Source organism: Bacteroidia bacterium, from assembly GCA_016218155.1.
In the GTDB taxonomy this organism is placed as follows: domain Bacteria; phylum Bacteroidota; class Bacteroidia; order Bacteroidales; family GWA2-32-17; genus GWA2-32-17.
This window is the reverse complement of the sequence record JACREQ010000058.1, coordinates 86,099-93,077: the sequence shown is the minus strand read 5'-3', so window position 1 is coordinate 93,077 and position 6,979 is coordinate 86,099. Positions and strand designations below refer to the sequence as shown.

The following is a 6,979-nucleotide window of genomic DNA, read 5'->3' as shown; positions in this document are numbered from 1 at the left end:
TTTTCCGTTTTCAAACTTTTCTATAGAAAACTTATATGCCATATCTGTTTCAACCGAATAGCTTTCAAGGTAAACAAATATTCCAGGCTCAATTTGTTTGTGTATATGGTCCTGATCATTTCTGAAAGCATTTCGGATATACTTATATTCAAATTCCAGTTTCTTTTTGGTAGCATGTGGAATAACAAAATTTGCTAGACCTAAAGAAAGTATTGTAATTACACCTGCTGAAATTAGATAAGGCCTCATAAATCTTTTAAAGCTAACCCCACTACTTAATATTGCAATTATCTCAGTATCCTGAGCCATTTTTGATGTAAAGAAAATAACTGAAATAAAAACAAATAAATAGCTAAATAGATTAGTGAAATATGGAATAAAATTTAAATAATAATCAAATATTATGCTTTTGAATGGTGCCTTACCATCAATAAAATCATCCATTCTTTCAGCAAAGTCAAATATTATAGCAATACTAATAATAAGTATAATGGAATAAAAGAAAGTACCTAAGAACTTCTTAATAATATAAACATCTAACCTTTTTAAACCAGGTATTCTCATAAACGATTCGACACTTTTTTTACCATTTCATTTTTCCAACCAGAAAAAGTTCCATTTGCTATATTGTTACGAGCTTCTTTAACAAGCCAAAGATAAAAACTTAAATTGTGAATACTTGCAATCTGAGGTCCTAACATTTCGCCACTAATAAAAAGATGACGCAAATATGCTTTTGTATAACAACTATCAACAAAGGAAGTTCCGTTATTATCTATTGATGAAAAATCAAGTTTCCACTTTTCGTTTTTAATATTAATTATACCTTCAGATGTAAAAAGCATTCCGTTACGTCCGTTACGAGTAGGCATTACACAATCAAACATATCAATACCACGATCAATTCCTTCGAGAATATTGGCTGGTGTTCCCACGCCCATTAAATATCTTGGCTTGTCTAAAGGTAAAATTTCATTTACTACCTCAATCATCTCATACATCATTTCTGCAGGTTCGCCAACTGAAAGTCCACCAATTGCATTTCCATCAGCACCTTTAGATGCTATTTTTTCTGCAGATTTTTTACGAAGATCTTTATAAACACTTCCCTGAACTATAGGAAAAAAAGTTTGACTATAACCATATTTAGGTTCGGTATTTTTATAATGATCAAATCCTCTGTCAAGCCAGCGGTGTGTTAAATCTAAACTTTTTCTGGCATACTCATACTCACAGGGATAAGGTGTACATTCATCCAACGCCATCATAATATCACTACCAATTATTCTTTGAGTATCTATAACATTCTCAGGAGTAAACATATGCCTCGAACCATCAATATGAGATTGAAATTTAGCCCCTTCGTCTGTAAGCTTTCTTCTTTCAGCTAAAGAAAAAACCTGATAACCTCCACTATCTGTAAGAATTGGTTTTTTCCAATTCATAAATTTATGTAAACCACCTGCTTTTTCTAATACTTCTAATCCAGGACGTAAGTATAAATGATATGTATTTCCAAGAATTATTTGTGCTTTAATATCGTCTTCTAATGTATTTTGGTGAATAGTCTTAACACTTCCAACTGTACCAACTGGCATAAAAATAGGAGTCTGAATTTCTCCATGTCCAGTATTAATCAGGCCTGTTCTGGCTTTAGTGTTATTATCTTTTTTGAGTATTTTAAAATCCATGTTTTATAAATGTGCGGCAAAGGTATTAAAAAAAGTACTTAGAGTGTCTAAAGCACTTAGAGTGCTTTAAGTTAAAATTAAACAATAAGTTAAAAAAAATATTAATACTCAAGATATTCCTGAAAAAGCATTTCTATATAAGATTTACCATTATGATTAATTCTGGCACTATCTTCTTTTGAATTGTATTTTGCAGAATAATATACATTCTGACTTTCATCAAATACAAAAAAGTTATCGGTTTCCACCCAGCCTAAACCACCATCGAATGCATAATATGAAAAAGGCTTAGAATAGGGATTAAATAAATTTTTACTCCAATGGTATTTATCATGCTTTAAACCAAGCTGTGAAAGTAAAGTTGCAGCTAAATCGGTTTGTGAACAAGGCATTTCCATTCTCTTACCTTTCATCTCCGCAGTTAACACATTTCCATATAACAACATTGGGATATGTCGATATTCGGGTGAATAAATCATCCAGTTTCTTGGTGAATTATGACTATGATCGGCAATTAAAACAAACAGAGTATTGTTATACCATGGTTGTTTTTTTGCTTTTGCAAAAAAATCGCCAATGCAACTATCAGTATAATATGCAGAATTTATAAATGCTTTAGAATCGCCACCCCAGTCAAAAACCTCAGGGAAAGGCTGATCATACGGATTGTGACTGGAAAGCGTAAATGCAGCAGCAAAAAAAGGTTGAGGGTATTTACTTATTTTACCCAACCACATATCAAACAAATATTGGTCATGAGCTCCCAGACGACCCTGAGGAATATTTGACGGAAAATCTTTTCCTTCAAAAATATCATCAAACTTATTGTAATAAATTAAACCCTTAATATTTCCATAGCTTAACTGTCCTCCAAAAATAAAAGATGTATGATAACCCTGCTCTTGCAAATCTCTTGCTACACATGGCAATTTTACATATTTATCAAGTTGATTAACCATTATAACATTTGACAAAGCCGGATAACCACATAACACAGCAGCAATACCTTGATCACTTAGAGAACCACTTCCATATACTCTTGAAAAAATAATACCATCCTTAACAAGTTTATCAAAATTTGGGGTAATACTATCATAACCTCCTATAGAATGAATAAGGTCACCAGAAAAACTTTCCAACAAAATTAATACAATATTAGGGCGCTTTGTTGTTAAAACAATTTGAGTAGTATCTTTCTCAACATAATAAAGCGAATCAACAGTTTTTCTTGCATCTGAAAGTTTATAAAATTCAAAAGGGTTAGTGTTTTTATAGCGCATATTTTTTGTTACACTTGCCATAACATTCCACTGTGAATTTACTGCAGCAAGATTCAAAAAATTATTTTTAGAGAAATATACATCTGTCTGATGAACAGGAATTGGCTGGTAACCGCCTCTTATACCTAGTAATATTAAAACGGGAACCGTAATTAAAAAAAGAAATGACACAAGAAAGTTTCGTTTTTCCAATTTAAATCTAACATGAATATATCTGCGATAAAAATATATTCCAATACCTGTAAGCAAAACTATTCCTAATGTTCCAAATATCAACTCAGACCATTTTGCTGTATGAAACACTTCTGAAGGTTGACTCCAATATGAAATTGCTTTAAAATTTAATTTCACATGCCACTCACGATATAAAGGCAATTCACCAACAGTAATAACTACAGCAACTAATATTAATAAATAAGTAAACCATAAATTTAAAATATAAAAACCTTTCCACTTAATTAAAGATTGAAAAAGCAACAAAATAAACGAAACTCCTAACAAATAGCATGATGTTGATACATCGAGAATAATACTATACCAAAAAACTTTTAATATTTCTAGAAAATTTGAATTAAAAAGTTCATTGTAATTATAAAACATAAATACAATTCTCAAAAGCTGGAATAACAACATCCAGAATAAAAACTGTTTAAGAAAAATAAGAGGTATTCGTTTTGCCATTTATTATTTATAAATTTATTTTCAATAAAACAGTCACACTGAGCATAGTCGAAGGGTCTGGTTCGATTCCGCTCACCATGACCAGGGCATATAATAGTGACTATTAATTAGCATCACCCATTTCTTTCATTATTTTAGAAATTTCTGCTTCACTACTATGAAGTTTTTCTTTACAAAAAGCTAACAATTCTGCAGCTCTTTTAACTTGTTTTGCCAAGTTGTCTATTTCAATTTCTTCGTTTTCGATACACGCCACAATTTTTTCAAGTTCAGCGAATGCTTTGTTATAAGTTAATTCCTGTTTTGCCATACTTATTTTATTTTTTTACAATACTGGAAATTTTGCCATGAATAAACTCTGTTTCAATCTGGGTTCCTTCAACAATATTATCTATATTTTTAATTTGTTTTCCATTTTGAGTTGTTATAGAAAATCCCTTTTTTAGAATAGTCATTGGTTCGCACTGATTTAATAATCTTTGTGTAGAATCAACTCTTATGTTTTGAATATGAAACATTGACTTTAACAAAATTGAAAATTTATCATTCTCAATTTTAATCTGTCTTTTCTGAGATTTAATTAGGTCTGACCATGAATAATTAATTTTTCCTTCAATCTCATGAATATCTGATTTTACTACAGAAAACTTTCGTGAACTGGCAACAGCAATATCATAACCAGATTTATACAATCTTTCTTTTCTATTACGAACAATATCTTTTACGAAGTATGTTAAACGTTCAGAAATTAGTTCAATCTCATGCATTTTGTTATCGATAATAGATTGAGATTCGCTAATAATTTGCTCTGACATAGAATAAATTTCAGTTGCGAATTCAGAAAGCTTATCAATTAAAAAATCTGCAGCAGCAGTAGGAGTTTTAACTCTGGTATTTGCAACCATATCAACTACGCTCTGATCGCGTTCGTGCCCAATACCTGCAATTACAGGTAAAGGAAACTGACAAATATTTGATGCAAGATTATAACTATCAAAACAACTTAATTCCGCACGACTTCCTCCTCCTCTAATGATCACAACAACATCAAACTTTTCTATATTGTTATTTATTTTATCAATTGCAGCTAAAATTGAACTTTCGGCAGCTTCGCCCTGCATATAAGATTGAAATAAACAAGTATAAAAAATAAAACCAAATTCATTATTCGTAAGTTGAGAAATAAAATCATCATAACCTGCAGCAGTATTTGATGAAATTATTGCTATTCGTTGAGGAACAGCAGTCATTTCGAGCTCTCTGTTCATTTCAAAAACGCCATCAGCAACTAATTTTTGTATAGTTAATGTTTTCTTCTGCTCCATATCTCCTACTGTATAAGCAGGATCAATATCATGTATTGTTAAACTATAACCATATAACTCATGAAACTCAACAGAAACATTAACCATAATTTTCATTCCCTGAGCCAAACTGCTATTTGTGGAAGTTTCGAAATATGGTTTTATAAGCCTGTAAGTATTTGCCCATATATTTGCTCTTGCCTTTGCAACAATATTATCAGAAGATTCATCTTTCTGAATAAATTCAAGATAACAATGTCCAGAATAATTCTGACGAATCTCGCTTATTTCAGCAACAATCCAATAGGTTTTAATTAAATTTTCTTTTAAAACCTCTTTTACTAAGCCATTAAGCTGTGATAATGAAAGAAATTCGTGACTCATTTTTATTTTTTCACTATCAATCTTTTATAAGTATCTGTCTGAGTCTTAATTTTAATAACATAAGAACCAGCATTTAAAACCTTTAAGTTATTCAGATTAATAGTATTTAATGCATTTAAAATAAGTTTTGTTGAAGAACTTATTATTACATTTCCTACCATATCGGTTAATTCAACAGACATTTCCTGCGAGTTCACAGAATAAAATTCGATATAAATATCAGACGAAAATGGAACCGGATAAATATTTTTAATCTGATCTGTAGTATATGTTGAAATTGGAATATTACTTAGCAATGCATTTGCAATAGAAAAATCAGGAATACCAAATCCTAAAAGTGTGTCGGGGGTTAGATATTGATTAGCACTTTTTATAACAGCTTCCCTTATTTGCATATTAGTTGCAGTAGGATGAGCCTGCCATAAACATGCACACATTCCGGCAATAATCGGACAAGCAAAAGATGTTCCGCTTCCCTGTACTACGTTTCCACCTCCATCAATAATTGTTGTTCCCCATCCCATCGACGCCACATCAGGCTTTACCCTGCCATCAGCCGAATATCCTACAGAAGTAAACGGTGCAGGTTGTTTTGTAGCATTTACTGCACCAACAGTTAATATACTATCAGCATCAGAAGGAATTCCAATTTTATGCCACGGTTTATCTCCAGAATTTCCGGCACTGACAACAACTAGCAATCCTTTTCTTGACGCAATTTTTGCAGCCTTACTTGCAACAGATACATTTCCAGTTAAGTCTGCCCATGTATGATTCATAGATGGGTCATCAAATGTTGTATATCCAAGGCTTGAACTTAAAATATCTGCTCCCAGACTATCTGCATATTCAGCCGCACAAACCCACGTATATTCTTCGAAAATATATTCTGGCGCTGCTTCTTCACTTATAATAAGTGAAAAATTTGCACGTGGTGCAGTTCCCACAAAACTCCCGGGAATTAAACTTGCAATGGTTGATAAAACAGCTGTACCGTGTGTAGCAGACTCATAAACTGTATTATCATTAAAACCCGTAACAAAGTCCCTTGTTGAAATAATTCTATTATTTGCATAAAGAGAATCAAATGCACTGGCTGTATTTGTAGCAGTAAAACCTGCATCAACAACTGCAATCAACATTCCTTCACCTTTATAACCAAGATTATGTAGTGCATTACCATTTAACATTACTATCTGATTGTTTCCCTGCCCATAATTATAATAATCTGAAAGAGTTCCTAATTCTTTCTTCGGCATAGCTGATTTTTTTGCAACTAATGGTCTAACATATTTGTATGATTGAACAAAAGAAATTCCATTTACAGTTTGAAAAACGGTAGTATCTGTAACTTTTGCCAAAACTCCGTTTAACCATTTTGAACTATTAAAAACACTCAATCCGACTTGCCTAAGACTATCAATATAATACTGACTTACCGGAATATCTAATGCATCAATAGAAATATTTTGCGAAGTACGTCTGTTTAGTGCACGTTGTGATAGAAACTGATCAGGATTTAAAATTGAATAAGTTGAATTTAATTTATCAGTAAATTGTATCCAGTAATAACCAGGCTTTTGTGAAAACCCAATTAAAGAAATTAAAGACAGAACAGAAAAAAATAAAATTTTCATTT

General features: G+C 31.6%; 6 protein-coding genes. All 6 read right to left on the bottom strand.

The annotated features are described in order from the left end of the window. Positions 1–564, bottom strand: a 564-nt coding sequence (locus HY951_10855; GenBank protein ID MBI5540548.1) for an LptF/LptG family permease, incomplete at its 3' end; no start/stop codon positions are given. After that, positions 561–1,691 (bottom strand): tRNA guanosine(34) transglycosylase Tgt, encoded by a 1,131-nt coding sequence (gene tgt, locus HY951_10850; GenBank protein MBI5540547.1) that lies wholly within the window; start codon positions 1,689–1,691, stop codon positions 561–563. The genes HY951_10855 and tgt, both read right to left, overlap by 4 nt. Positions 1,692–1,792: 101 nt before the next feature. Then, positions 1,793–3,652 (bottom strand): sulfatase-like hydrolase/transferase, encoded by a 1,860-nt coding sequence (locus HY951_10845; GenBank protein ID MBI5540546.1) that lies wholly within the window; start codon positions 3,650–3,652, stop codon positions 1,793–1,795. A 103-nt stretch (positions 3,653–3,755) separates the two neighbouring features. Continuing rightward, on the bottom strand, positions 3,756–3,962 hold the full coding sequence (xseB, locus tag HY951_10840) for an exodeoxyribonuclease VII small subunit (protein MBI5540545.1): 207 nt from the start codon (positions 3,960–3,962) through the stop codon (positions 3,756–3,758). A gap of 7 nt (positions 3,963–3,969) precedes the next feature. Continuing rightward, positions 3,970–5,340 (bottom strand): exodeoxyribonuclease VII large subunit, encoded by a 1,371-nt coding sequence (locus HY951_10835; protein ID MBI5540544.1) that lies wholly within the window; start codon positions 5,338–5,340, stop codon positions 3,970–3,972. Between the two features lie 2 nt (positions 5,341–5,342). Further along, the gene (locus HY951_10830) at positions 5,343–6,977 is read right to left on the bottom strand and encodes a S8 family serine peptidase (GenBank protein MBI5540543.1); all 1,635 of its coding nucleotides are present in this window, start codon (positions 6,975–6,977) and stop codon (positions 5,343–5,345) included. Positions 6,978–6,979: the final 2 nt, after the last annotated feature.

What these genes read in the sequence shown, in the direction of transcription:
- tgt (MBI5540547.1), bottom strand. Translation starts at nt 1,691, where the DNA reads ATGGATTTTAAAATACTCAAAAAAGATAATAACACTAAAGCCAGAACA.
- HY951_10830 (MBI5540543.1), bottom strand. Translation starts at nt 6,977, where the DNA reads ATGAAAATTTTATTTTTTTCTGTTCTGTCTTTAATTTCTTTAATTGGG.
- HY951_10845 (MBI5540546.1), bottom strand. Translation starts at nt 3,652, where the DNA reads ATGGCAAAACGAATACCTCTTATTTTTCTTAAACAGTTTTTATTCTGG.
- HY951_10835 (MBI5540544.1), bottom strand. Translation starts at nt 5,340, where the DNA reads ATGAGTCACGAATTTCTTTCATTATCACAGCTTAATGGCTTAGTAAAA.
- xseB (MBI5540545.1), bottom strand. Translation starts at nt 3,962, where the DNA reads ATGGCAAAACAGGAATTAACTTATAACAAAGCATTCGCTGAACTTGAA.